Origin of the sequence: Microvirga ossetica (genome assembly GCF_002741015.1) — a bacterium.
GTDB classification, from domain to species: domain Bacteria; phylum Pseudomonadota; class Alphaproteobacteria; order Rhizobiales; family Beijerinckiaceae; genus Microvirga; species Microvirga ossetica.
The window spans coordinates 385363-410595 of sequence record NZ_CP016620.1; the positions used below are offsets into that span (position 1 = coordinate 385363).

The window sequence follows — 25233 nt, forward strand, 5'->3', positions numbered from 1 at the left end:
AAATCCTACACCCGAAGCTTCAGCCGAGGAAGACGCAAGCTGATCGACAGCTGCAGCCGCGCGGCGTCATCAGCTTGGCTGAGCCGCATGGTCAATGCGGAGGCTGTTTCATGGAGCTGCAAAACTGTAAGCATTGCACGGGAGGCGCTAGCGAAGGCTCTGTTTTCGAATCAGGACGGGGACGGAGGGAGCGTGTCGAGCAGGGCTCGAGCCACTTGGAGATCCCGGGTACTAAACCCTTCGCTGAACCAGCTATAGATCGGCGCCAATAGACCATGTGCCTCTGCTCTGCGGCCTTGATCCCGCCAAAGCCTGGCCAGGTCGCAGGCGGCCCTCAACTCCCACATACGAGCGTTCTGTTCACGTGCAATCTCCAGAGCCTTGCCGTAGCTGCCTTCGGCCTCATCCATTCGCTGCATGAGCAAGAGCAGCTCAGCTCGTATTCTGTAGACCTCCGCGTCGAAGAACCGGCTGCCCGTCTCATCTGCCCAGCCTGAAATCCCGTCCAGGACCCGCAGCCCCTCTCCCGGTGCCCCTTGCCGGCCATACGCCCGCGCCAACACAGCATCGTGCAGCGACCGCGCAAAGCCCGGCTGCGGATGTTGTCGCTTGTATTTCATCTGCTCCGCATCACAGTGCAGAGCCACCGCAACGAGCCGCTCGCGCCGGGCAACCGCCTCCAGAATGCCAGTGACGCCCCACTCTGTGGCAAGGGCAACGGTTTCTTCGTTTGATCGTTGAACACCCTCCCAGTCATCCATCAGCTCCGACAGATGGCCTATAATGTAGACGCTATGAACCAAGCTGAGGTGGTGCCCACGTTGGCGACCGAGTGTAATGGCATCAGCCGCTGCCTGCCTTGCCCGATCTGGGTAGCCCAGAACCCAGAGCGCGCAAGCACCGTAAAAAAGCAGTTGTGAGCCTGGGTCGTCGAGGTGCTCAGCAGTCACTTCGGGCCAAGGGCTCTCCTGATACAGGCTCATCCCTCGCACGAAGTGCTCCCGCGCCGCCTCAAACTTCCCGAGCTTGTAGCGGACGTGCATGAGGGTCTTATGGCCGTCCACCAGGAGAATGCGATCGTTTAGCGCCTCGCCCCAGGTTAGGAGTTCAAGGCCAAGCCTCTCAGCGGTGCTCAATTCCGCGTTCACCACGTGGAACGCGAAAAGACCCGCTAGAACCGGGTGCAGCAGACTATCATCCCCGGTCTCTGCGCAGAGATCTCGTGCTCGGTAGAGCGCCTTTGCAACCTCTGCCGCTCCCCAGCCCTTTGCACTGACAGCAGAGTTCCCAAAGCGCGCCTGCAGGCGCAGCTCATTCTGTTCACGCTGCTTCCGGTCAGGGATCAAGCCCACCATCTCGAGGCCGCGGGTGCAATGGGCGATCGCCTCCTGATGAGCCTGTCGGCTCGCTGCGGCGTCCGCCGCCAGCTGCCAGTACGTGACTGCCCTTTCTGCAAGGCGTGCTTCGCTCAGGTGATGAGCAATGACCTCCGGCTGCCGGGCGGGCACATCGGAGGCATCCGCCTCAAGAACGTCCACGATCCGAGCGTGGAGTTCTTGCCGCCGGCTTTTGAGGAGGCTTTCATAGGCAGCATCCCGCACGAGTGCATGCTTGAACGTGTATGTCGCCTCAGGTGGGGCACCACGTTTGAACACAAGTTCAGACGAGACAAGCTGTTGGAGTGCCGCCAGAAGTTCGGGCTCACTCTGTGTGCTGATGGCAGCGAGCATTCCGTAGCTGAACTCGCGACCGATCACAGCCGCTTGTTGGGCGGCCGTCTTGGCCGCCGGGAGACGATCCAGGCGCGCCATGAGGCTGTCGTGGAGTGTGGCCGGGATGACGAACGGCAGTGAGCTACGACCTGCTGGACCTCTGGCCCCCTCTGCCCGGAACCCGCTCTCCAACACGGCTTTGGTGAACTCTTCGACAAAGAGCGGTACGCCCTCAGTCTTCTCGAGGATTTGCTTCAACACCTCGTCGGACAGCTCCGCCTCCCTTGCGATCCCTTTGACAAGTTCGGTGGTCTGTCGGCGAGCCAAGCGGTTGAGCGGGATGAGTGTCACGTGAGGGCGCCCTTGCCACCTCACGCCAAACTCTGGTCGGAAGGTCATGAGCAGTAGGATGCGCTCAGAGGCAGCGTGATCGATGAGCTGATCCAGCAGCTCCAAAGTTGTTGGATCGGCCCAGTGTACGTCTTCAACCACAATCAGCAGCGGGTGCCGCTGAGCCTGACCTATGAGGTATTGGATCAGCACCTTGATAGTGAGCTCCTTCTGTTGTTCAGGATCGTGAGATGATGGTGGATATCGCGTGCTTGTTGGGACGGATAGCATTGTGGCTAACAGCGGCGCAAAAGCCACTCCATCGTCGATTGCTTGAGCTAGAAGAGCCTCTAGCTTCACCAGCCGTTCTTCGAGTGTGTCTTCAGACTGGAAACCGGCATCCCGTTCAATCTGCTCGATGAAGGGATGCAGAGGCGAATTGGCGAAGAAAGGGGAGCATTGGTACTGCACCTGAGCGCGCGTCTGGGACTGCACGTGGTCGAGCAGCGCTCGTACGAGTCGCGACTTGCCGATGCCGGCCTCGCCCGACAGCAGCACCGCCTTACCCTCTCGGTCGCTGGCCTGCTCCCAGCAGCGTGCGAGGATGCCAAACTCCTCCGCTCTCCCGATCAGGGGCGTGGCACCCATGCCGCGGGCCTCAAAGCGGCTCTCGACCGCACGGATCCCCAGTACACGCCAGGCTGAGATTGGCGCGGCAAAGCCCTTGAGGTCCTGAGATCCGAGATCCGCAATGTTGAACTCGCTTCCAAGGAGCCGCCGGGTTGATGGCGCAATCACCACCCCATCGGGTGGCGCAAGGGTCTGCAGCCGTGCTGCGAGGTTTGGTGTCTCCCCCGCGACACTCTGCTCTTGAGCAGATCCTGCCCCGATCAGGTCCCCGACGATTACCAGGCCCGTCGCTATGCCAACACGAGCGTGCAGCGGGTTCAAGCCGGCCGGGAGTGCAATGCGGGTGACCCCTTCAACAAGGGCCAACCCCGCGCGAACTGCGCGGCTGGCCTCATCCTCGTGGGCCTGCGGGTAGCCGAAATAGGCAAGCACCCCATCGCCCATATACTTCGCGAGGAAGCCATCGAACCGGGCGATGGTACCGGCGCAGGCTTGCTGGAAGGCAGCGAGAATGCCTCGATACTCTTCAGGATCGAGGTGACGAGATAGCTCGGTTGACCCAACCAAGTCGCAGAACAGGATGGTGAGCTGGCGCCGCTCTGCGTCGGGCCGTTGAGGAAGATTGGATGGATTGGGCGGCGCTGATGTTGGCCCAGGGTCGACGGGGAAGCCATCTGAGCGGTCGGCCACATTGTTCAGTTCGGCGATAGCATCGAGCAGCTTACGGCGATGTCCCACCGAGACTATGCTAAGGTCCTTGAGGTCCTCACTCGTCAGCCGCGGCACAAGTTCAACATCGATGTCGTTGTCACGGAACGCAGCCTCGTATTGCTCCAGGCCCAGGCTCCGTAGCCAAGCCGCAACCTCCACGTTCGCCTCCGCTCGGGCGTCCCGCCTCCGGCACCGGCCTCAGCTTACCGCAAATTGAGACGGAATGCGCTATGGAGCGTCTTTCAAGCGACTCCTTCACGACAGGTGGTAGGTGTCGGCCCGGCTGGATACAGCATTCGAGGACACTGCTCAGGGCTCTCATCGGATGGATGGCACACGGCGTGACAGGTCCTCCAGCAGCGCCTTCGCCCGTTGCAGATCGATGACGTCGAACCCCTCGGTGAACCAGCCATGGATGGGCGCCAAGAGGTCATGGGCGTGTGCCTGCCGCCCTTGATCCCGCAGCATCCGCGCCAGATCGCAGGCGGCCCGGAGCGCCCACAACCATGCCCCTTGCCCCCGGGCGACCTCCAAGGCCTTGCGATAGCTGAATTCGGCCTTGTCCCTGCGCTGCATGCGCAGGAGCAGTCCAGCGCGGAGGCGGTGCAACTCGGCATCGAAGAACTGACTGCCCGTTTCCTCGGCCCAGGCCAAGGATTCCTCGATGACCTGCAAACCCTCCTCGGGCGCACCCCGACGACCGTAGGCCCGTGCCAGCACGCCGTCGTGCAACGAGCGCGCGAACCCCGGCTGCGGATGCTGGCGCTTGAACTCCATCTGCTCCGGATCGTCGTGCACGGCCACCGCCACGAGGCGCTCGCGTAAGCTCACCTGGTGCCGCAATCCGGAGAGGCCCCACTCCGTGGCAAGGGCCATGGTCGTCTCGTTGGCCTTTCTGACGCCGTCCCAGTCGTCCATCAACTCAGCCAGGTGCCCCGACAGGTGGACCGCATGGGCGGTGCTCAGGTGGTGCCCGCCGCGGTGACCGAGCGCAATGGCAGCGGCCACCGCGCGCCGGGCACGGTCCGGGTAGCCCCGGACCCACAGCACGCATCCGCCGATCACCAGCAGGTGCGGTCCTGGATCGTCAAACTGCTCGAGCAGGGCCGCGGGCCAGGGATCCTCCTCATAGAGGCGCATCCCTCGCTCGAAATGCTCCTGCGCCGCCACGAACTTCCCGAGCTTGTAGCGCGCGTTCAGCAGTGTCTTGTGGCCATCGACCTGGAGAACACGATCATTCCGGGTATCACCCAGCGCCAGGAGCTCGACACCAAGTTTCTCGGCCGTGCGCAGATCTGCCTTGTTCACATGGAAGAGGAAGAGCCCGACCAGGATGGGGTGCATCAGCCGCTCGTCGCCCAACTCCGTGCAGAGACCCCGCGCCCGGTACAGCGCCCTCCCGACCTCTGGCGCTGAATAGCCGTTGGCGCTGGTGGCGGAGTTTCCCAGGCGCACCTGCAACCGCAGTTCGTGCCGGTCGCGCAGTCCGGGGTCGGAAATAAGGCTGACCATCTCAAGTCCCCGCAGGCAGTGCGCGATCGCCTCCTGATGAGCCTGCCGGCGCGCGGCATGATCCGCGGCACGCTGCCAGTAGGAGACCGCCCGTTCCGGCAGGCGCGCCTCGCTCAGGTGGTGGGCGACGAGTTCGGGCTGGCGGGCAACCACATCGGGGTAGCCTCGTTCGAGCACCTCTGCGATCCTCGCATGCAGGTTCTGCCGGCGGCTCTTGAGCAGGCTCCCATAGGCGGCGTCGCGCACCAGCGCGTGCTTGAAGGTGTAGGTCGCGCCGGAGCGTGTGCCGCGCGTGGAAACCAGCCCGGCTGAGACGAGCTGCCGAAGCGCAGCCTGCAACCCGGGTTCGCCCTGTGGGTCAATGCCGGCCAGCATGTCATAGCTGAACTCCCGACCGATCACGGAGGCCTGCTGGGCCACAGCCTTCACGGCCGGGACCCGATCAAGGCGTGCCATGAGGCTGTTGTGCAGCGTGGCCGGAACGGCGCCGGACTCGCGCTCCAGCACGGCCTTGGTCAGTTCCTCGACGAAGAGCGGCACGCCGTCAGTCCGCTCAAGGATCTGGCGGATCACGTCCGGGGGCAGTTCCGCATGGCCTGCAATCGCTCCAGCGAGTTCGGCAGTCTCGCGCTGCGACAGGCCAGCCAGCGGGAGCAACGTGACGTCCGGCCGCGCGCGCCACCCGGGCGAGAACTCTGGCCGGGCGGTGATCAGCACCAGGACGCGCTCGGACCTCACACAGTCGACCAGTCGGTCCAACACCTCACGAGTCGTTGGGTCGGCCCAGTGGACATCCTCGATCAGCAGGAGGAGTGGCCGCCTTCGGGCGAGACCAAGCAGATACCCGATCAGCGCCTCGATTGTCAGTTCCCGCTGCTGTCCTGGATCGTACGGGGATGGACCGTATCGATCGCCAACGGGGAGCGAGAGCATCCCGGCGAACACAGGCGCGATGGCCAGGATTTCATCCGTCGCCCGGGCCAGGAGGGTCTCCAGCTTCACCAGTCGCGCGCCAGGCGGATCGTCCAGCCGGAACCCGGCATCCCGTTCGATCCGCTCCACGAACGGATGCAGGGGAGAATTGCTGAAGAAGGGTGAGCACTGGCACTGCACATCGGCGTGCGGCTCTGATCGCAAGCGGTCGCGGAACTCGCGCGCGACCCGCGATTTGCCGATCCCGGCTTCGCCGGACAGCCACGCCACCTGCCCGCCTCCACCCCTGGCCTGTTGCCATCTCTGTGCCAGGAGCCGCAGTTCCTCACTTCGCCCGATCAAGGGCGTGTCCCCGGTCCCATGGGCCTCAAAGCGGCTCTCGACGGCGCTGGTGCCGAGCACCTGCCAAGCCGCGACGGGGGCAGCAAAACCCTTCAGATTCTGGGGACCGAGGTCGCTGAGGTTGAATTCGTTACCGAGCAACCGCTTGGTCGCTGGCGCAATCACCACTGCGCCCGGCGGCGCAAGGCTCTGGAGCCGCGCCGCAAGGTTCGGAGTGTCGCCCACGACACTGCGTTCCTGGGACGAACCCGCGCCGACCAGGTCGCCTACCACCACCAGGCCCGTGGCGATCCCGACCCGGGCGCGCAGCGGATCCACGCCGGACAGAACCGGAACGCGCGCCACCACCTCCGTCAGGGCCAGCCCGGCCCTGACAGCCCTGACGGCATCATCCTCGTGAGCCTGCGGATAGCCGAAATACGCGAGCACGCCGTCGCCCATGTACTTCGCCACGAAGCCGCCGAACTCGGTGACCGTTCTGGCGCAGGCTTCATGATAGGCGCTGAGGATTGGGCGGTACTCTTCGGGATCGAGAGCGTTTGCGAGGGCTGTCGATCCGACGAGATCGCAGAACATCACCGTCAGTTGCCGCCGCTCCGCTTCTGCGCCGGTGTTGGCGGAATGGGCTGGCGAGCCATCGAGGCGTGCAAGGGCGTCCAGGAGCTTGCGGCGATGGCCGACGGCATGAACGCCGAGTTCCTTCAGATCATCGGAGGTGAGCCGCGGCAGGGTGTCGGCATCCACGGCATTGTCGCGGAAGGCCTGTTCATACTGCGCCAGTCCAAGGCTTCGTAGCCACTGTGCGACATCCACGTCCTGTCTCCTGCCGAGAGGCCGCAGCTTGCCAAGAGGGTACACCGAGGCCGCTCATCCATCGAGCGACATCTGAGGAGCCCATCCCTGACGAAAGGCATAATGCTGAAGCGGCCAGAGGTAGGGCTCGGCAGGCCATGCTCGACTTCTCTTTACACAAGCCCACCACGGAACGTCTCTTGCGGGTCAGGTGGCGAAATTTGCGGACTTTCCGGAATGTCCGGTTCTCCGAGGAAAGCTGCACTTGAACTCAGGTCGCACGAGGTGACAGCATTTGCTGCAGTCGGATCAGGTAAGTCAGGATTGGATAATTTGGCTGACATGCAGGAGCTAGACGATTCCCCAAGCCCGATAGCGGCGTCGGCCGGTCAACTCTCTTGGCAACGCACCGCCCAACTGCAGGAGCATCAGGTCCACAGCCTTGGGTGTCACTTTGAGCAGTTTCGCGCCCAGCGGCACCGTCACCAGAGGGCGCGACAGGAATAGGTTCACGAGCCCAGGCAGACTGGAATTGCTGCGGCATTTATCGGCCACACGGTTCATGAGCTGTTGAGCGAGGATCAGCCTCTCCAGATCCTTGTTCGCGATCTCAACGGCCTCTTCGAGCACCTGGCAGAAACCCTGCAGCTTTTCGAGGGTCCCTTCCCTGCCCTGCGGCCGGAATTTCGATTGCTTAAACCCAGCGGCCAGAGGCAGGAGGTGGCTTGTCAGTCCTCGAGCCCGGAGGATCGACGCGGCCATGATCAGTCCGAGCCACGGCTGCCGGGTGTAGAGGTTCAGATCGAGCCAGGCGTCCCAGGCGACGGCGGCCGCGGCGACGGCCGGCCAGTGGGAAACCCGCTTTACCACATCAAGCCAGGCATCTTCATTCTCGGCCTCGTCCTGATCCGGATCGTAGACGAGATGGGATCGGCTCTTAGGCAGCGGAGTCTCTCCGGCCAGAACCTTGTCCGTCCGATCGAGAAGCGCGTCGATTTCCGCAAAATGCGCTTCCCACGGATCGGCATCGTTGGCGAAGGCTGGATAGGCCTCCTCATCGTCCGGATCGATCTTCCTTTTGCCCTTGGCCTTCGGCTCATCGGCTTTCACCGGTCCAATCCCACGCAGAGCCGCCAAGCCGTCGTAGGAAATCGGCCAGGGCGCCTTCCTAACCATTGCAGTCCGTCGCGCCCTTAAGGCTGAAGCAGCCCGCGTGAGCTCGTGGGTTGGGCTCCGCACGTCCATGCCAGCGTCATGCAGCACCAGATCGCCGATATCGACCAAGTAGCCATCTAGGATCAGGGCGCGGACCGCCTCGTTCATGTCGCACCGGGATTGCCAGCCGGCGGCTAACCCGGATGCCTCAAGGCGAGCGTCGAAGGATTTAACTTCGAGCGCGATCTTCTCCAGCCGGCCGACGATTTTCTCCCACGGAATTTCCGGGAGTGGAAAGACCTTTCCCGTCTCCTCGTCGGGAATTGAGAACCGCAGCCCGAAATGCGCGTTCGACACGATTTATCCCTTGCCTAACCCGTTGATTTATCGGCTAGCATGACGATTAGGACAAAGGAATGAAAGCTTTATTACGGTCTGCCGTTAGACGCTGAAGCGACCTGTTTTGCCCTCTTTGAGCCTCTCCTGCCGCCCCAAGGGTCCAGACAGGCCGAAATCCGCATTTTGAGGCCTTGGAAGGCCTCCCGTAGGCCATTCTCCCTACGGGGAGGGCGTTAGAAATGCAGGTTATGTTATAGCTCCGGAGCCCTCTAACCACGCGAAGAAACGATCAGTTGAATACAACGCCTACGTTGTCCAGGGGATAATTGACATCAATGGCGCCCTCTCCTCTTACTCCTCCAGTAAGGTTGGTGAACACCCACTAATGCCCAGATCAGTTCCACAATTCTGATAAATTAGCGCATTGTGCAATGATGGATTGACGTTTGAGAACAGGCGTAACGCAAAAGGGGCAGAACCTATGTCCTGCCCCACAGCATCACTGCTTGTTGGCTTTGTAGGCTGCGTAGAGTTCGTCCAGCATTGAGAAGACGAATGAACCAAACTCCGGCTCGATACTCTTATCTATCTGCAGGGTGTACTTCGTCTCTGTATCATTGACTCTTGCGAGACGACGCCCATCCGGAGCTTTCCAGAAGCTGGACTCTGAGGCCAAATTCTGCGGAGCCGCACGCTCCTTCTTTGACAGCTTCGCAAAGAGTGTCAGGAATCTCTCGTCGGATTCGAGCTTCACAAAGTCTGGTTTCTTGATGATTTCACGGGCTCGGTCGACGCTATTAGCTCCCAGAATAAGTTCAAGGAAGTCCAACCACCTAGGTCTTCCAATGCCTGGCGCCCGCCCGATTGCATCAATGATATCTACAGGGATCTTGCTTGCGATAGAGATGAGTGATGATAGATCACCCTTTCTGACGGAAAGAGCTGCCATAATCGTCGCGCGTGTGAATTTGCGCTCCTCTAGTGTCGCCGCAAACCGTGCTCGCTCGATGTAGGAAAGATCTAGACGCTCGTTGTTCTCCTGACCTTGGGCAATCACCAGATCTTCATCGCTCAGATCTTTGACGACGGCTCTGACTTTGATGCCCAGGGCTGCCGCGGCAGCAACACGGCGATGACCAAATGCGATCTGGTACCGCCCCGCGATCCCTGGATGAGGTCGCACAAGGATGGGGACAATTTGCCCCTGACTCTTGATCTGCTCTTTCAGACTAGTCAAGGCGTCATCGGATTCGTCCATTCGGTCAGATACAAAGGATCTGTCGATTTTGTCAGTTTCGATCTCGACGATGGTTTGGCCGGACTCGATCTGAGCTTTGAGAGCTGAAATCTCAGCCTCTGATTGCCCTTTCATGTTCTCAAGGGCAGCTCCCATCGCTCCTACAGGAGCGCGGCCTTCAGTCATCATAGCAGCGAACCTGGAACGCTTCTCGTCAACGTTCGGCTGCGGTTGCTTTGGCATCTGGACAACCGTCTTCGGGCTTTCCACCTCGTCGGTTTGTTCCAAGTTGGCTTTCAAAATTGCCTGCAAGTCGCGTGCCATTAGACCCTCCCCCAGGCCTGCTTGATAAGTGCCTCAATCTCGCTATTCACATTGTTCATCGCATCGATTGCGCGGTCGAACGTGGATTTTGTGAACTGCTCCCGTGACACCTCATAGATGGTCTGCTTTGTCAGACCGGCGTCCGAAATCGCGGTGCTTTTCACCATAGCATTCAACAGAACGTGCTGTCCGAACATCGTACGCATGAAGTCGACCATTTGGCTCTGAGGTCCGTCGCCCGGCTCGAATCGAGTGATCAGGTAGCGCGTAAAATCGTACTTCATGCTGCCGCCATTTTCCCGGACGACGCGAAGCATTTCAGAAGCCATCGTGAGGAACTGGCACATCGACATGACGTCGAGCATTTGGGGATGAACAGTGACGACCATCGACGTGGAGGCGCTAAGCGCCGCAAGCGTGAGGAACCCAAGTTGCGGTGGGCAATCGATTACGACGACGTCATAATTCTCCTCAACGGCCTTGAGGCTCATGCCGATGCGCTTGAAGAAGGGCGTTGATGGATTCTGCCGGTCCATTAGCGCCTTAGGCGTCTCGTGCTCGAACTCCATGAGTTCAAGATTAGCCGGGATGATATCGAGGCCAGGGAAGTAGGTTTTCCGGATGATCTCCTCCGGATGTCGCTGTTCTCCATCGTAGCGGATCGATCCGTAAAGGGTATGGTTTGGATCAACATCGAATTCTGGCTGAATGCCATGGAGTGCCGAGAGGCTTGCCTGAGGGTCGAGATCGACAGCCAGAACCCGATATCCTTGCAGGGCAAGATATTGAGCAAGATGAGCAGAGGTGGTGGTCTTTCCGCTTCCACCCTTGAAATTTACGCAGGAAATGACCTGCAGATGTTCGCTTCCAGTTCGGTGCTTCATATAGCGCCGGTCGGACTTGCCCGTTTCATCAAGATACTGCCGAAGTGCATGGAGATCTTCCAAGCTATACTGCCTTCTGCCATTCGGCAGCATTTCGGCTTGGGGCCCCTTCCCTTCCAGGGAGAGCTGACGCAGGTAGGCATCGGCGACACCGAGGATCTTGGCAGCCTCACCAGATGTGAACTTGCGAAGAGTTTTGCGAGCGAGCGGTGGATAGAGAGCAAGGCGTTGGGATTGAAGTTGTTTGGAGAGATCCCTTGCATGAATGCCAATCAGTTCATCCACCCACTGGTTCTCGTTTACGGGTACCTCAGTTTTCTGTTGCGCCAGAGCCATGGCATTCCTCACGGATACGGAAACGGGCCAAAAAAATGGCTGTTTCCGTAGTTGGCCCTTAAATCCTTTATGATTTGTTAACATTCCCGGTCTGGATATGAATTTTTAGTGGTGCGTCATTCTTTGTAAGCGTTGTGTGCGAATAGGCAGTTTGTAGCTGCAAACTAGAAATCTCCGACCAGTCGGGAGGGTCGCAACCTAAGCTCACCCCAAGCCGCCAACAGATGAAACCTCTTTAGCGGACTGGATATCGGTCATCCGGCGAGTATCGCAACATTGTTGCTCTTCGACTAGTAGAGTTCGTGGAGGAAATGGCACTTGGTTTGCAGCTATGAACCAGTGAGTGTCCGATCTATCCGAGAGCAGTTGGAGACCACCCTCCCCCCTTAGTCGACGCATGATCGGCGATCCCTCTTGCCAGTTTGCAGCTACAAACTCGAAAATGCGCTGGGCCCAAGCTGTCCGGGCTCTTTGGAGTGCCGCCCCCTCATTGCGGCATTGCAGGCGAGTACCGTCCACTTTACTGGATCTCATTTGCCACCAACAACCTCCGAAAAGTGCTGCCGAAATCCTAATCTTCGGAATCATCCGCAATCGAGGTGAGCAACTTCAGGACCTATGATCAGTCCGCAGTCCAATTTGCGGCCGCAAAGCTAGTGGATCCTACGGCAGGCGGTCTTCAACTCATCAGAAGCTCGGGGCGTGTCGAGATCAAACCGTGATGTGCCCTCGCCTCTGTACCTGGTTTGCAGCTGCAAACTTGGCTCCCTTTCGATTGAGGCTTGAAATAAAAGGATACACTTCTCACCTGACAGCCTTGCTTCGAGCATGCTCCTGCGCCTCGTAGTAGCCAGCTGCCTAGCCGATCGTATTCACCTGCGCTGGTTGCGATGACCTGACTTGCGGCTTGGGCGAGCCAATCCGTTGCGTCTTTTTCAGCGCGGCGAGGTTTGGAACGTCGGAACGCGTTGGCGGAGAAGACATGGGGTGACCGGGGCGACAGCAGCCCCGTCGCTCAGGGCGAGGCCGCCCGGGGCTGGGGTGCCAGAGCGCTCGCAAGGCGGCGGAAGAGGTCGGCGTCCGGGCAACAGGAGGCAAAGGCCAGCCGGATGCGACTGGTGGTTTCCTGCACCCGCACGGCGATCTTGAGCAGGCGCAGCCGCAGCGTCACGAACTCCGCCCGGGCGAGATCGCGTGCCGCCGGGATGGCCTCCCGCACCGCCAGCATCAGCCAGTACGCGGCCGTGTGCAGCACGAGCCGAACCTGGTTGGCCACGGCCCGCCGGCACGAGGTCCGGTCGGAGGCGAGTTGCGCCTTGTGGAACTTGATCCAGTTCTCGGCCTGACCGCGGGCACAGTACAGGCTCTCATAGATGACGCGCGGGCTCGTCCCGATCAGGTTGGTGACGACAAAGCGGATGTCGAGCCCCAGGCGGGTGGCCACGATGCGGGCAACCGCGCGACGCTCGCACGACCAGCTCCTGGCCCGGTGCGTCGTCTCGGCAAAGCCACGGACGACGTCACGATCTTCTACCGCCCGTTGGGTGCGCACCGCATCGGCGACATCCTGCACCTTAGTTGTCAGCGGCCTCGTGCCAGCCAGACCGAAGATGTAGCTGATGCCGTTCTGCTCGCAGAAGTCCATGGCCTCGGGACGGGCATAGTGACTGTCGCCGCGGATCGTGATGTGGGTGAGCGGCCAGCGCGTGCGAATGCGGCGCACCAACCGGCGCAGGTGCGCCCGCACCTCCACGCCCGAGGGCGTCTTGCCCGGCCGCAGCACGATGGCGACGGGGCGGCCGGTGGCGCTGTCGTAGACATGGATCGGCAGAAAGCAGCGCTCATCATAATGGGCGTTGAACAGTGACAGCTGCTGATGCCCATGCACGACATCGCAGGTATCGTCGATATCCAGCACCACCCCGTCCGGCGCGGTGGCGTAGCTTTCCATCCACTGATCGATCAGAGCATAGGTCAACCGGATCGCATCGCGGATTGTCGGAGCGTTCTCCAGCCGGGAGAGGGTGGGCTGCGAGGCCAGATCCGCACCCGTCTCGGGCAAGTGCCCGCAGGCGAGCTTGAAGGCCGGATCCGTCCGCAGCGGGCCGAAGTCGTTGCAATCCTCATAGCCGCAGGCGATGGCGAAGATGCGGGCGCGGATCATGTCCGCCACAGCATGCCTGACGCGGGTTGGAGTGCGCCGGTCTGGAATGAAACCAGCGAGCCGCTCGGCGATCCCGAGCCGGCGCTCGGCCTGGGCGAGGAGCATGACGCCACCGTCCGACGACAGGCGCCCACCGTCGAAAGCAGCGGTGATCTTCTTGCGGGATACGGCTGGAAACGAGAACGTCGGGGTTGTATCGTCCGTCATGGCGGGTGTGGCACAGTGCAATCGGTGGCAGGGGTTGGTCTCAGCAACCAAATCCTACGCTGCTTCAAGCGCTTAAGCTACATCCGCCAGCCCTTTCTAGCCATCTCGTGCATAAGAACGGCTAGACCTCTACACGGCACAAACGCTTTCCTCGAGCGTTGGAGTATTTGACAACACCCCTTCGTGTTGGCATAAACTCCAACATGAAGGCCAAACTCCTGCTCCGTGAGCGCCACCAAACAGCAGATGACGCGTTCGTTGAGCTTCGGGTCTGGCGGGTTCCGAATTCGGTGCGCGGGTCGGAGCACGAGTACAAGTACGCGTTGGCCTATATCGTGAAGGGCATTTGCGTGCTCCGCTACGACAACGAAGCCGGGAAGGGCGATCACAAGCACGTCGGGTCGGTTGAGACCGGCTACCGCTTTACGACACCGGCCCAACTACTCGCCGACTTCTGGCGTGACGTCGATCAATGGAGGCCCGAATGACCACCGTGACCCTTTCTGTTGCTTCCCGCGAGGATGTGACCAGGCGCGCCCTTGCGGCCTTCGGGGGTGAGGCTCAGGGCGCGCACATCTCGTTCGCTTCCGTCGAACTCCTCTGGCAGACGCTGACGAAGAAGCGCTGGGAGATCCTCAAGATGATGACAGGGCAGGGTCCCTTGACGATCCGCGAGATCGCCCGCCGCCTCGAGCGTGATGTGAAGGCCGTGCACGGGGACGTCCATGCGCTTCTGGAGGCCGGCATCATCGACCGGACTGACGAGAAACTCGTCGTCTTTCCCTATGACGCGGTTCACGTCGACTTCATGCTAAAGGCCGCTTGAGCCCATTAGGAACCGACTACGCCGGGGCGATCGGGACTTGCGGAGATCGGCCGGCGTCGGGGTCGGGAGATCGCGGCGGTCCAGCAGGCGAAACCGGGAGAGACCGACGATCACGCTCCGCCAATTGAGCCGATAGGAAAGCCCTCCAGAAGAGTGAAGGGGGCAACAATTATACGTTGGCCGCGCACCTTGGCCGCATGCGCGATAAATTCCGTCGCAGTATAGGCTGACCGAAGTGGCTGATGCAGTTGGACGGTGTATTGGAGGAGATCAGCGATCGCCCTGAGCCACTGACGGGAGCGCAAGTCCGTGCTTCTTCGCCAGATCAAGTTGCTTCTTCACTGACGAGGCTGACCATGTGAGGCCGCCGCGCGGCGTCCGTTCCCGCATGCGCTCGAGTTGCGCGCCGATGTCCCGCAGCGACCGATGTGGATCGGCCATGGCGATGCCGGCGATCAGCGTCATGAGCCGGTCCTCCGGGTTTTTGCGTGGGGCAGGGCGGAGGAGGGCAGGGTCCGCCATATGCTGCGACACGAGTTTGCCGACCGCACGCCGCAACCGCGCTACCGTCCACGCTTGACCGTTGTCATGCAAGACCCGGACAACATCTTCCCAAGGATGGTGCGGCCGCATCCGCTGAACCGTTGGCATCCATTGGTCGGCACCGACAATCAACTCGTCGAGGTAGACCTTCTCACGGGCGAGGGCGATCTTGCGGATGGCCTCCGGCCTGCGTTCGCGCATGCCCGGATTGCCTGGCTTCTTGCCTCGCGCCTTGGCGGCCATGATGCCAGCTCGTGTTCGCTCTGAGATCAGCGAGCGCTCGAGCTGCGCAACGGCGCCGAGAACCTGCAAGGAAAAAATACCTTGCGGGGTCGAGGTGTCGATGGGGTCGCGCAGGGACCGGAAATGTGCCTTCCTGGCCTCCAAGGTTTCAATGACCTCGAGAAGGTGGCTCACCGAGCGCGCCAGTCGATCAAGCCGCACCACAACCAAAACCTCATCTGCCTTGATCTCACGGAGGAGCCGCAACAGCACCGGCCGAGCTCGACTTGCCCCGGAGCCATGCTCCTGGTGGATCTCGGCACAGCCAACAGCACGCAGTTCATCGAGTTGGGCATCGTGCGCCTGATCCTCAGTAGACACACGGGCGTAGCCAATGAGGCGCTTCTTGATAGGGGAGGGGGCCATCGACAAGGTTCCGACCTTGATTATAGGCCTTTTGTACACTTTTGCTTGTTATGAGCAACTGATCGTTTGCAAACGTCCTTCGAGCCATTTTGTTAACCAGCTAAGGAAGGAAGGACTTCCCACAAGTTGGCTAAACTGGCTTAAAATAAGGGCTTTTGACGCCTTCCTGCTGCTCTGACAGCCCGCGCGGGCGTTCTGGCCGAGGTTCATCCAGGCACCATTCGGTTCGTAGCGTGGAAGCCACTCCTGCAACGGCAGGTTGCCCTCTACCACACCGTAGTGAGCGCTGAGTTTTTTACCTCCACCCCGCTCATGCCCAAGCTTTGCCAGTAACTTAGCCGCTCCGACTGTCATCGGCCCCACTTCTTTGCCGGACCTGGTGCGCTGGTTCCGCTCGCATCCTCCGGGAGCGGAGCCGCGCCTCTCTGTCGCCTTACTGCCATGCTTCACGGGCGACAGATCCATCCGAAACGGAGGCCACAGCTTGTTCGAGGATGTTGGGAGCACACGCATCGATCTGGCCTGTCCCAAGTGCCAGCAGTTGTTCAAGGTCCGGCTCCGGAAGCTGCAGTTCGGTGCCGATCTTGTCTGTCGGTTGTGCCGGCACGAATTCGCCGCCAAGGAGATCGCCGATCGCCCCGAGGTTCATGAGGCGCTGGCTCGCATGCACCAGATCATAAAGCCCCGCGTGCGGCCGATGGAGCCTCGCGGCAATACGGGCAGCACCCAGGACCCGCCTGGCAGGATTGCGGGTCGCCATAGCGGCTACACAAGGAAGCCCGCCCAGCACCAGAATAAGGTGTCGGATGACGGCGGGGATGCGGTCGACGGCTGCCGCACAACATCCAGCCCTCCGGCCCTCAGGGTCTCGTGACGAGCTCGATCAGCACGGGCCAGTGGTCGGAGATACCGCTGCCCGCATCAAAATCGTAGCGGCGCGGCGACACGAAGCCCTGATCGTTCGTTTCGACCTGCTGGGCTGAGACAACGGCCGTCCGGAAACTTCCCAGATTGGCGAACCAGCCCACCGGGCTCGGTCTCTCCGTCAGCAGGCTGTCGGAGACCAGGAAGAAATCGAGAAACGACCAGGTGAACCAGGAGCGGTTGCCAGGCCGCGCGTTGCGGAACTTGTTGGAGCCGGGCTCGTCGCAGCCGGTCCTGACCTCGGGCGGGACGGTCCAGCGGCCCTCGGACAGGAGCCGCCCGAACAGGTCGCCCTGCGGCTCGTTGCAGGGAAAGTTGAAGTCCCCGCCTGCAACCGCGATGGCGTCTGCGGGCAGCGCCGCGCTAAGAGCGTTCAACGTCCGCATGGCACGCTCGCGGCATTCGATCGGATTGCCGCCGGACGGGAAGTGGACGGCATACAGGTGGAGCGCGCGGCCATCCGGCAGGGCGAGCGGGGCCGCCACGATGTCCCGCGTCGCCCGGCACAGGTCGCTGTCAGTCCCGAACTCCACCTTGTGGGCCGTGGGCGGGGAGGCGGAGGGCAGGCGCGAGAGGATGCCGACATCGATGCCACGGTCGAGGTCGGTGACCGTCGTGTCGAGTTCGATTTCTGTCGTGTAGCCCAGACCGGCCAGGAACTCGGTGTTCAGGCGCGCGAGAATGGCCGGGTTCTCGAGTTCCGGCAGGATGATGACGTCGGGCTGCGGACGCACTGCGCGGATCACGTCGGCGATGGCCTGGAGCTTGCGGCGGAGCTTGTCGTCCGTCCAGTCGATGTCGCGGCACTCCCGGGCAAAGGCTGGAATGGGGGTGAACTGCCGGCAGTGTGCTTCGTGCCCCGGGCGCGCGTCCTTCACCGCCTTGGGCAGGAAGGTATCGTCAAAGGGATTGGCAGGATCATCGACTGTGTCGAAGAGGTTCTCGACGTTCCAGGACATCAGCGTGACGGTCCGGAACTCCTGACCCACTGACGCTGTTGCGGCGGCAGCCGCGATCACGACAAGCAGGGTTCGGGCGAGCCACACCATCGCAGTGTCCTCCGTGTCTGGAGCATCATGGCACAGGAGTGTGACACCCAAGTGGACGTGGAGCGGTCGAGGCATCGCGATGTCTGGCAGCCGCATGGGAGGGGAGGGCGTGTCAAATTTCGGAAGCGGACCTTTATACGGCCGAGCCTAAGAGCCGAGTTTGACCCGCGGTGGCCCTCCGCCAGTCCTCCACCGCTTTCACCGACAACCGAGCAGCGGTGCCCGCAGCGTTTGATGTCGGCATAACCATCTTTCAGTCCGGCCGGTCGGCTTACCCCTCAACGCATCAGGATTCAGCAGAGATGCACTCCTCGTGGGATCTCTGTCATGAGATGGATGTCAGGTCGAGCGTCGAAGGTGGACCTTCGTCTCCAATTGAACGGCCGCTCTCTCGCATCGCCCGGGCACATCTGGCGAGAAGCAAAGCAGGTCCGGGCAGCAGAAGGTAACAGATCGCCCCAATCCGAAGCGTCGTATCGATGCCGAACTCGATGCTTGTCAGCACGGCGACGCTGGCCGCGAGCACACCGGCTGCTCCGTTGATGCCCCAGAACCAAGGGGTTGGTTTCTTGTCGATCGCCGACACCAGCCGCATTCCGGTCGGAAACCCGAAGCCCATGAGGAAGCCGGCTGGCGAGAGAACCAGCACCGCCAGTCCGGCTCGGAGCAAGAGGCCTGCGCTCTCAAGCCGGAGCAGGATGTCGGGCAGCCAGAAAGGCAGGAGAAGGAGGTACAGACTGGTCAGAGCCGACCAGCTGACGAGCCTCGCGCTGCTGTCGAGTGGGGCACGCTCGGACACCAGGCTGCCGATGCCGGTCGACAGGATCAGGCTGAAGAGGACGACGCTGAGAGCATAAACCGGGTGGCCCAGAAACACGCTGATGCGCTGAAGCAGGCCAATCTCAACCATCATGAAGCCGATGCCAATTAGGCCGAAATAGAAGGTTCCGGCGCCGATCAGCCCGGATGGCCTCGAACTCACCATAGACCGCAGCGGAACGATGATCGTCGCTGCGACGAGAATGGCCGAGATGAGGATCAGCATGGCGAGTGTCAGGGTCGCGCTCAGATTGCCTCCATAGACGCCCACCCTCGAAGCCAGAGTGAAGACGTCCTGATCAAGCAGGCGACCGAGCCGCAACTGGTTGAAGAAGAACGGGCGTGCATCAGTCGGCGGGCTCAGGTCGAGGTAGGAGGCCTCGGTGGCCCGCGCGAGAGCGCTGCGATCGGGCGCCGCCACGATGCGCTCGAGCAGCGGCGAGGCGGCCGGTGCCTGCGGGCTCAGCAGGACGGAGAACGCGTAGGTGTGCGCAGCTTGCCGGAGCGCCGCCAAGGCTTGGGCCGACAGCGGCGAGCGCGACATGACCAAGGTCGCCACATTGTCTGACGCTGCCATGAAGAGGTGTCTCTTCGGGTCCGTCGCCCCAAGGGATTGGAGCGTTGCCACAGCCAGGCTCACCATGCGGCCGGTCTCGTTGACCTCGCCGGGGGCGTACCAACGGCTCACGGTGAAGACACCCGACGGCGTCAGGCGCTCGAGGAAGATCCGCCAGGCCTCGACCGTGTAGAGGCCGTTCTCCGACAGGGTGAAGGCGCCGGCGCCAGTGGCCGCCCAGGTGTCGATCAGGCTCATCTGGATGACGTCGAAGGAGCGTTCGGCGCGGGCGAACCAGCTTCTCGCCTCATCGACTTCGAAGGAGAGGCCGGGCTGCCGACCGATGGCGGTGTCGTTCGCGAAGCGCCGGGTCAACAGGTCGATGAAGATCGGGTTGATCTCGACGCCGACCACTTCTGAGACACCAAACACGCGCGCTGACAAGAGGTCCCGGCCGCCGCCGACGCCGATCACCGCCCCGGTCTGCAGGCCGGGAACTGCGTAGGCGAGGTTGGTGACGTCGTAGCGGAGGAAGGCCAACTCGTTCAGATCGCCGGAGAAGCGATAAACCGCGGTCCCGGCACCGCCGTCGATGTTCATCCAGCGCTGCTCGATCGGATCTGCGACAAAGCGTGGGGACGGCCCCCAGAGCGCCGGTCGCGTCCTCTCAGGCTGGCCGACCGTGATGCGCGAGAACGAGTTCCATTTCTCATAGGCGATCGTCGCCGGATGCTCGATCTGGTCCTTCACCACCGTCGGCCGGACGCCCTCGATCAAGCTGTTAGCGAAGGCGAGGATCGCAAGGCCTGCAAGCACAGGGCCGCGATACCGGAAAAGCCAGCCGGCCACAGACCGGCCCAGTGGCACATCCCCGAGATCCGCCCGCGCGAAGAACTGGCCGCCGGCGGCAATAAGGACCGCAATCCAGAGCACTGCCGAGGGACCACTGACCAGATTGAGCAGACCGAGGGCCCCTAGGCAGCCGAGAGCCGCGCCGAGCAGGTCGATCCCATAGACCACGCCGACGGGGAAGGGGCTGCGGGTCAGGGCTAGGCTGACGACGATGCCGGAGAAGAAGAACGGGAGAGACAAGGCAACGGCGAACTCAGTCCAGACGACGAGTGACATGACCGATGCGGGCAGGCTCGTGACAATGGTCAACTGCACCAGGAGTGCCAGGATCGTCGCGAGGGCGAAGCTGAGTGAGGCGGTGCTCAGGTGATAGGACAGCTGCCCCGGGCGGTACCGCTCGGGCCGGAGATAGACCCAGACCGCTCCGGCCGTGAGGCCGAACATCGCGACGCTGATGACGAAAAATGCCAGGTGATACCAGGATGTGACGGAGATGATCCGGGTTTCGACGATCTGCAGCATCAGGGTTGCTGCGGTGATCAGGCCGAGGCCTGTATAGAACGACAGTCGTTGCGCAATCTTCTGCAATCGTCGTCCCCGTATCTTGGCGGATCGATCGCGGCTCTTGCCATTCAGTCAGCCGAACGATCCCGGCAGGCTCATCGGCAGGAGATCCGACGCAGAAGGACTTTCCCACAAATCGCGAGCGCTGTCAGCTTGGCAGCAAAGCCGTCTGGCTTCGGTTGCTCATGCCGCTCGGAGATCGAAGCCGAGGTGCTGGATCGCGCCGACATATTGCCAGGTGGAATGTCGCCTTCTGGCAGATTTCGTTGAAAAAGTCGGCGCTCGGATTGGCTGAGGCAGCGACGTGGCTTTGTTTGCTGAAGTCAAAACCTCAATGAGCCGAGCCCTCTCGCTCCCCTTACGCCGCTTGTGTCACCCGAGGCTTTGATGGGACGACCAGTTTGGCGAGCTTTCTCAGATTCTGGGCGGTCGCTGCCAGCAGGAACTCATCCTGAGCACCGCACGGACCTCTCAGCCGCAGACGTCCCATCTTCAGGATCCGCTTGAGATGGGCAAACAGCATCTCGACGCGCTTGCGATCCTGCCGCGACTGCTCAAAGGCTGGCGTTCCGGCCAGCGCTCGGGCCCTACCCCGGACGTGCTCGTAGATGCTGCGCGGGATCTTGCGCGCTGGCGTGTTGGGACAGCACCGCTCCTTGAGGTGGCACGGACCACAGTCAAAGGTGCTGCCGAGATAGATGCGGGTGGTCCCCTCGTTCACGATCCGGCCGCTGGTCGTCAAGGTGTTGCCCTCGGGACAGGTGTAGGTGTCCGCGCCAGGGTCATAGCTGAAGTCCGCTCGTGAGAAGGTGCCATCCTGACGCGTGGACTTGTCGATGACCGGAACATGGGGTTCGATCCTCTGCTCCTCCACGAGCCAGTGCAGCATCTCGGCCGAGCCATACCCACTGTCGCCCGCCAGCCGGTCGGGCTTGAGGCCAAAGCGTTCAGCCGTGCGCTCCAGCATGGTACGGGCAGCCCCCACTTCGGCCTGCCGCACGGCCCGGGAAGCCTCCACATCGAAGCCTCCACATCCACGATCACGGCCGACTTGAGGTCGATGAGGTCGTTGTCCGCATAGGCAAAGAACGCCGTGCCACGCATCGCAACGGTCCACTGAGCCGCCAGATCGGAAGGCGAGGCGAACTTCGGCTCAATATCAGTCGCTGCACCCCAGGCGGCCTCGTCGAGGGTGGCGAGATACTCCCGCACCGCTCGCGGGGCAGCGGCAGTATGGTCCTGGGCTTGCCAGTCGGAGCCCGCCAGGGAGCGCTGCTTGTTGGCATCGGCTTGGATCAGGCTGGCATCGACCGCAAAGCCTTCACCACCCACCAGCCCCTCGTCCAGACAGCGTTGCGCCACCGCCTCGAACAGGTGTGACGGAAGAGGTCGCTCTCGCGAAAGCGGCCATGCCGGTTCTTGGAGTAGGTGGAGTGGTCCGGCACCTTGCCCTCCAGCCCGAGATGGCAGAACCATCGATAGGCCAGGTTCAGGTGCACCTCCTCGCACAGGCGCCGCTCGGATCGAATGCCGAGGCAGTAGCCGATCAGCAGCATGCGGATCATCAGCTCGGGATCGATGGAGGGGTGGCCTGTCGTGCTGTCGAAGCCGGCCAGATGCCGGCGCAACTCCGAGCAGTCGACGAAGTGGTCGATGGATCTCAGCAGGTGATCGGAAGGGACGTGGTCTTCGAGCAGGAACGCGTAGAACAGGCTCTCCTGCATCACGAGACGCTTGCCCATCATGGCCCGAGCCTCCTGCTGAGAATGCCTCTTCAGGAGAGCACGATCCGACGCCGTTCACGAGGAGTTTTTCAACGAAATCGGCACGAAGCGGACCAAAGCCGAACTTCAGCTTTCGATCCGGAAGCGGTCATTGTTGAGATATAAGTCTGAGGCTATCCTACGCGGCCGTATCTCCCTTATTCTCACCTATCCCAACAGTGTCCGCGGCTATTCTCGCCCGCCGGCGTGCGGCGGACAGCTGTGACACCATGTCGAGACCGCCGCTCACCTCAAGCTTACCGGTGAACAAGCGCAAGTATTTGCCGAGGTTCTTCAGCGCTTCCAGCTTCGAATGAGCCTTGATCTTGATAGCCCGCGGCACCCCGGGCTGTGTTGCGTTAATCTGCCAAGCCACAGGATGTAGCGGCAATTGCGCTTTGAAAGCACACTGCGGGTTGCGCTATCCGAGTTAATGCAACAGAGCCCCAGAGGGGACCGGCTCCGAATGTGTGATGGAACTGGGGCCCTGCGAAACGACGGACATCCGGGTTTTCCTAAGCTGACATAAAAAGACTCAACGGAAGCGTAAATTGTCACGACTGAGTTGATCGATTGAGGTGCAGCCCATAAGCTTCATATCGCGCACGAGCTCTGTGCGCATAAGCTCGAGAGCATGTTCTACGCCAGCCTGACCGGCAACTGCCAACGGGAACAGATAGTATCGACCGAGGCCCACGGCCTTAGCCCCTAGCGAAAGCGCCTTGAGGACGTGACTACCGCGCCGTACCCCGCCATCCATAATAACGTCGATGCGGTCGCCGACGGCATCAACGACTTCCGCAAGCTGTTCAAAGGCGGTGCGGGAACCATCAAGCTGCCGGCCCCCATGATTGGAAAGTACAATGCCGGTGCACCCGATCTCGACCGCCCGCTTTGCGTCTTCTACCGACATCACACCCTTGAGGCAGAACTGACCGTTCCATTCTTCGACCATCTGAGCGACATCCTGCCATGACAGCGATGGATCAAGCATGTCGGTAAAGTAGCGGCTAATCGACATGGCCCCACGGCCCATGTCCACATGACCGTCGAGTTGTGGCAGCTTGAACGGCTCGTGGGTTAAGTAATTGAACGCCCAGGCCGGGCGGATCGCGAACTGCGTGATACCGGCGAGATTGAGCTTGAACGGGATCGAAAAGCCGGTGCGCTTGTCACGCTCTCGGTTGCCACCTGTGATGCTGTCGACGGTCAGAATCATCACCTCGACACCAGCCTTTTGGGCCCGTGTCATCATCTCCCGGTTAAGGTCGCGATCTTTGTGGAAGTAGAATTGATAGACCTGAGGCGTAGAGCTGATCCGGCGCGCTTCCTCGAGGCTTGTTGTGCCCAGTGAAGACACGCCGAACATCGTACCAAAACGTGCGGCGGCCGCGGCGACGGCTCGTTCACCCTGGTGATGAAACAGCCGCTGGAGGGCGGTCGGCGAGCAATAAACCGGCATGGCCAGCTTCTGGCCCATGACCGTTACCGAAAGGTCGACCTCGGTGACACCACGCAGCACATTGGGGACGAGGTCGCAAGTGTCGAATGCGGCCGTGTTGCGATGGTAGGTGACTTCGTCATCGGCGGCGCCGTCAATGTAGTTGAAAATTGGACCGGGCAGGCGCTTTTTGGCCAATCGGCGGAAGTCATGAAAATTAAGGCAATGTTTCAGACGCACGACGCTTAACCTTTATTGCTTTGAACGACGACACCATAGCCGCGCCGCAGGAAATCGTGGACTGAAAATCGTCAGCTGCCAAATGTCAGTTGGGCGTGGCGGCTTGCGACGAAGGCGCCAAGCATAATCAGGTCCGAACTTCCTGCCCGGGCGGATCACGGTGCTCTCAAGAGCATGAACCTGCCGATGCGCGTCTTCCAGAGACTGCAAACGGCCTCAGCAATGATCAAGGGGCTCGAGGTCATGGGCGTGACCCGCCGAAGCCACTGCATCCTTCGGGCGCCAGGAGGGACAGCCGAAACCCGTCTCGTCAATCAGCTCTTCGGTCTTGATGCCTAAATGGCCTATTGGGTTGGGCTCAATGTGCTCTATCCGAGTGACTGCAACACAGCCCTTCAGGCTGCCGTCTCTGCCCGATCCGGTTGCTCGTCGTCATGCATGACCGGCGGACCAAGCTCGGAAAACCGGAAGAGCCGGAAGGCACGATCGCCATTGACGTCGAGCACCCGCAGGTCATCGCTGTCGCGCGCGTCGTTCATCACCACCTGGAAATGGCCGCCATAGCGGGCTGCTACGATATCGAGCGGAAGCTCGTACGCAATGAACTTGCCGATCCCGTGCGCCTTCAGAGCGCGCAACAGGCCAGTGTCGGACAAGGACGGGTGCGATGTCAGGATCACGATGGGTCCGCTGCCGGCAAACACCAGAGCTGCTTTCATGATCATTCTCCTTAGCTTGAGCCGTATTCTGTCTGACTCCATGCCCACCTTCACCTGAGCCCTGCCATCAATCGCGGGCGCTGAAGGATCCGTGCTGAGCCTGAGGATTGAGCCGGGCAAACTCGGCCCCGCTCACATGGACCAGAGTCGCGTGGTCACCACCCTCAAAATACAGCTCCTGCTTCTGGTCGATGCTGTTGTCGATGATCACAGCCAGCCCATAGCAGGCGCCCACTGGCGGAACCGCGCCGAGCGCACAGTCGCGGAAGACCTCCGCGGCTTCCGGTTCGCTGGCCAGGTGAATCTCATGACCGAGCTCCGTCCTGAGGTCGGACAGCCGGAGATGATGCGAGGCGGGGAGAACGGCGAGCGTGTAGCGGCCACCATCGTTGAGCACCACAGCTTTGGCCAGCCTGTCACTCGGGATGTGACCCGCGTGGGCGGACCCAAGCGCCGACCGGGTCGGTTCATGCGGGGCCAGGTCGTACCGAATCCCTTGCTCGTCCATGTACTTCTGGAGTGTGGGTGCGATCGTCATGATGTGCCTCCCATTGGCAAGGAGTTCCCTGCGTCACGAGGCATGTCCTGATAGACCGGCGCCGCGTGGCGCGGCTGCTTCGCACTCATCTATTATACGCCTCTGGCTCGCGAGCGACAATCGAACTGCCGTTCTGGTGATCC

16 protein-coding genes and 1 pseudogene are annotated in these 25233 nt (G+C 61.4%); 3 read left to right on the forward strand and 14 right to left on the reverse strand.

Annotated features, from left to right (window positions below; translation table 11 throughout):
* Window positions 1–170 precede the first annotated feature (170 nt).
* From BB934_RS44815 to BB934_RS44840, 6 genes are all read right to left on the reverse strand, one after another.
* Entirely contained in the window at window positions 171–3542 is a 3372-nt protein-coding gene (locus tag BB934_RS44815; protein ID WP_099515968.1) for an AAA family ATPase, read from the reverse strand.
* Between the two features lie 159 nt (window positions 3543–3701).
* A complete protein-coding gene (locus tag BB934_RS44820; protein ID WP_162299290.1) occupies window positions 3702–6983 on the reverse strand; it encodes an adenylate/guanylate cyclase domain-containing protein in 3282 nt (1093 codons plus the stop codon).
* 330 nt (window positions 6984–7313) lie between these two features.
* Window positions 7314–8474, reverse strand: a complete 1161-nt coding sequence (locus tag BB934_RS44825; protein ID WP_237050836.1) for an RHE_PE00001 family protein — start codon at window positions 8472–8474, stop codon at window positions 7314–7316.
* Between the two features lie 481 nt (window positions 8475–8955).
* Complete coding sequence (repB, locus tag BB934_RS44830; protein WP_099515970.1) at window positions 8956–10017, reverse strand: plasmid partitioning protein RepB; 1062 nt, start codon at window positions 10015–10017, stop codon at window positions 8956–8958.
* Window positions 10017–11237, reverse strand: a complete 1221-nt coding sequence (repA, locus tag BB934_RS44835; protein WP_099515971.1) for a plasmid partitioning protein RepA — start codon at window positions 11235–11237, stop codon at window positions 10017–10019. The genes repB and repA overlap by 1 nt, the downstream gene beginning before the upstream one ends.
* 1015 nt (window positions 11238–12252) lie before the next feature.
* Entirely contained in the window at window positions 12253–13608 is a 1356-nt protein-coding gene (locus BB934_RS44840; protein WP_099515972.1) for an IS1380 family transposase, read from the reverse strand.
* A gap of 203 nt (window positions 13609–13811) precedes the next feature.
* On the opposite strand from BB934_RS44840, the gene BB934_RS44845 reads away from it, so the two are divergent.
* Together BB934_RS44845 and BB934_RS44850 are read left to right on the forward strand one after the other, a co-directional pair.
* A complete protein-coding gene (locus tag BB934_RS44845; protein ID WP_099515973.1) occupies window positions 13812–14096 on the forward strand; it encodes a toxin-antitoxin system TumE family protein in 285 nt (94 codons plus the stop codon).
* A complete protein-coding gene (locus tag BB934_RS44850) occupies window positions 14093–14434 on the forward strand; it encodes an HVO_A0114 family putative DNA-binding protein (RefSeq protein ID WP_099515974.1) in 342 nt (113 codons plus the stop codon). The genes BB934_RS44845 and BB934_RS44850 overlap by 4 nt, the downstream gene beginning before the upstream one ends.
* A 270-nt stretch (window positions 14435–14704) precedes the next feature.
* On the opposite strand, the gene BB934_RS44855 is transcribed toward BB934_RS44850, so the two are convergent.
* Window positions 14705–15625 carry a recombinase family protein gene (locus BB934_RS44855; protein WP_099515975.1) on the reverse strand — a complete coding sequence of 307 codons (921 nt, stop codon included), beginning with the start codon at window positions 15623–15625 and terminating at the stop codon, window positions 14705–14707.
* Window positions 15626–15673: 48 nt separating this feature from the next.
* Window positions 15674–15979 carry a hypothetical protein gene (locus BB934_RS48245; protein WP_157934729.1) on the reverse strand — a complete coding sequence of 102 codons (306 nt, stop codon included), beginning with the start codon at window positions 15977–15979 and terminating at the stop codon, window positions 15674–15676.
* 130 nt (window positions 15980–16109) lie between these two features.
* On the opposite strand from BB934_RS48245, the gene BB934_RS48250 reads away from it, so the two are divergent.
* Window positions 16110–16499, forward strand: coding sequence for a hypothetical protein (locus BB934_RS48250; RefSeq protein ID WP_157934730.1), 390 nt, complete (start codon window positions 16110–16112; stop codon window positions 16497–16499).
* Here BB934_RS48250 and BB934_RS44870 read toward each other — a convergent pair.
* The 6 genes and pseudogenes from BB934_RS44870 to BB934_RS44905 all read right to left on the reverse strand — a co-directional run bounded on the left by BB934_RS44870 (window position 16486) and on the right by BB934_RS44905 (window position 25090).
* The gene (locus BB934_RS44870; RefSeq protein WP_099515978.1) at window positions 16486–17598 is read right to left on the reverse strand and encodes an endonuclease/exonuclease/phosphatase family protein; all 1113 of its coding nucleotides are present in this window, start codon (window positions 17596–17598) and stop codon (window positions 16486–16488) included. The two genes, BB934_RS48250 and BB934_RS44870, sit on opposite strands and share 14 nt — an antisense overlap.
* Window positions 17599–17923: 325 nt before the next feature.
* Window positions 17924–20413, reverse strand: coding sequence for a class I SAM-dependent methyltransferase (locus BB934_RS44875; RefSeq protein ID WP_099515979.1), 2490 nt, complete (start codon window positions 20411–20413; stop codon window positions 17924–17926).
* 334 nt (window positions 20414–20747) lie between these two features.
* Window positions 20748–22134: pseudogene (locus tag BB934_RS44880) on the reverse strand (transposase).
* Window positions 22135–22687: 553 nt separating this feature from the next.
* Window positions 22688–23833: an alpha-hydroxy acid oxidase gene (locus BB934_RS44890; RefSeq protein WP_099515981.1), complete on the reverse strand. Its 1146-nt coding sequence runs from the start codon at window positions 23831–23833 to the stop codon at window positions 22688–22690.
* Between the two features lie 395 nt (window positions 23834–24228).
* Window positions 24229–24552, reverse strand: coding sequence for a cytosolic protein (locus BB934_RS44900; RefSeq protein ID WP_099515665.1), 324 nt, complete (start codon window positions 24550–24552; stop codon window positions 24229–24231).
* 67 nt (window positions 24553–24619) lie between these two features.
* On the reverse strand, window positions 24620–25090 hold the full coding sequence (locus BB934_RS44905; RefSeq protein ID WP_099515366.1) for an aminoacyl-tRNA deacylase: 471 nt from the start codon (window positions 25088–25090) through the stop codon (window positions 24620–24622).
* Between the last annotated feature and the right edge of the window lie 143 nt (window positions 25091–25233).